The sequence below is a fragment of the Streptomyces sp. KR55 genome, assembly GCF_052245645.1.
In the GTDB taxonomy this organism is placed as follows: Bacteria; Actinomycetota; Actinomycetes; order Streptomycetales; family Streptomycetaceae; genus Streptomyces; species Streptomyces flavusporus.
This window is the reverse complement of the sequence record NZ_JBQQCE010000894.1, coordinates 1-1,425: the sequence shown is the minus strand read 5'-3', so window position 1 is coordinate 1,425 and position 1,425 is coordinate 1. Positions and strand designations below refer to the sequence as shown.

Below are 1,425 nucleotides of genomic sequence, written 5' to 3'. Positions count from 1 at the left end.
CCCCTCCAAGACCTCGGGGGTCGCCGCGACGAGGTCGTGGAACGGCTTGTAGTTGCCGTTCGGATAGCGCAGCCGCACGAATGCCAGGACCGGCAGCCCCAGCCGCTCGGGGTCAACGACGGCCGCGTACCCCTGGATGACCCCCGCCTCCTCCAGGCGCCGCACCCGCTCCGTGACGGCGCTCGCGGACATCGAGACGGCACGCGCCAGTTCGGCGAAACTGGCCCGGCCCTCCCGCTGCAGGACATCGAGGATGCGCCAGTCGGTGGCGTCCGGGGAAAACGCGGTCATCCCCGATGGATAGCAGGGGAAACCCCGGCTGATCAAGGGGAACGCCGTGGATCGCTCCTTAAGGGAGGGGATCACCAGGCGTAGATTCCGGTCGACGAAGCCCGCAACGGAAGGCCAGCGATGAGCAGCAGCACGACCGCCGTCAACCCCGTCCTGCGGGTCGCCCCCGCCGCCCCGGCCGAGGCCGCCGCCTACTTCCGCGCAAGCCTCACCTTCCACGCCGATGTCTCCGACGTGGCCGCCGCGCTCGCGGCCGGCGGCGACGTCGGCTTCGTCGTCGTGGACTCCCGCTCCACCGAGTCCTGGGACCAGGGCCACGTCCCGGGCGCGATCCACCTGCCGACCGCGCTCATCCCGGAGCAGGCCGAGCAACTCCTCGACCGGTCGGTGCCGGTCGTGACGTACTGCTGGGGCCCCGGCTGCAACGGCGCCACCCGGGCCGCCCTCGCCCTCGCCGAACTCGGCTACCAGGTCAAGGAGATGCTCGGCGGCTTCGAGTACTGGGTACGCGAGGGCTTCGAGTACGAGACCTGGCAGGGCCGCGAGCGACGCCCCGCCGACCCGCTGACCGCGCCGGTCGACGCGGAGGACTGCGGCTGCTGACGCCACACGCCCGGTGCGGAAATTCATGTGCGCCCCGCCCGCAGCTTCCCGATCATGGTCGTCATGCCGAAACTTCCGCACCCCGCCCCCGAAGAGCTGCGCCGCGACCCCCTGCCCCTGCGCGGCCGGACCGCGCTTGTCACCGGGGCGAGCCGGCGAGGCGGCATCGGGCATGCCGTGGCCCGGCGGCTGGCCGCGTACGGGGCAAGCGTCTATCTGCACCACCATGTGCCGCACGACGCCGCCATGCCCTGGGGCGCCGACCGGCCGGAGGACGTGGTCGCCTCCGTGCGCGGGGCGCTCGGCGACCCGGACGCCCGGGTCGTCGCCGGGCCCGGCGACCTCTCCGACCCGGACGCGCCCGCCGAGCTGATCGCCACCGCCGCCGCGGCGCTCGGCGGACGGCTCGACATCCTCGTCGCCAATCACGCCCTCAGCGGCTCCGACGGCACCCTCGACACGATCGACGCCACGATGCGCGACGCCCACTGGGCGGTCGACACCCGCTCGGTCCTGCTGCTGGTGCAGGAG

The 1,425-nt window shown here is 73.3% G+C and carries 3 protein-coding genes; 2 read left to right on the top strand and 1 reads right to left on the bottom strand.

The features are described from left to right. On the bottom strand, positions 1-291 hold a 291-nt coding region (locus ACTWQJ_RS51330), incomplete at its 3' end, for an Lrp/AsnC family transcriptional regulator (RefSeq protein ID WP_443313193.1). A 120-nt stretch (positions 292-411) separates the two neighbouring features. Here ACTWQJ_RS51330 and ACTWQJ_RS51325 point away from each other — a divergent pair. Together ACTWQJ_RS51325 and ACTWQJ_RS51320 are read left to right on the top strand one after the other, a co-directional pair. Beyond that, positions 412-894, top strand: coding sequence for a rhodanese-like domain-containing protein (locus ACTWQJ_RS51325; RefSeq protein WP_443313192.1), 483 nt, complete (start codon positions 412-414; stop codon positions 892-894). 63 nt (positions 895-957) lie between these two features. Then, on the top strand, positions 958-1,425 hold a 468-nt coding region (locus tag ACTWQJ_RS51320), incomplete at its 3' end, for an SDR family NAD(P)-dependent oxidoreductase (RefSeq protein ID WP_443313191.1).

Bases quoted from the DNA above. Each gene is read 5' to 3' on its own strand.
- ACTWQJ_RS51325 (WP_443313192.1), top strand. From the start codon at position 412: ATGAGCAGCAGCACGACCGCCGTCAACCCCGTCCTGCGGGTCGCCCCC.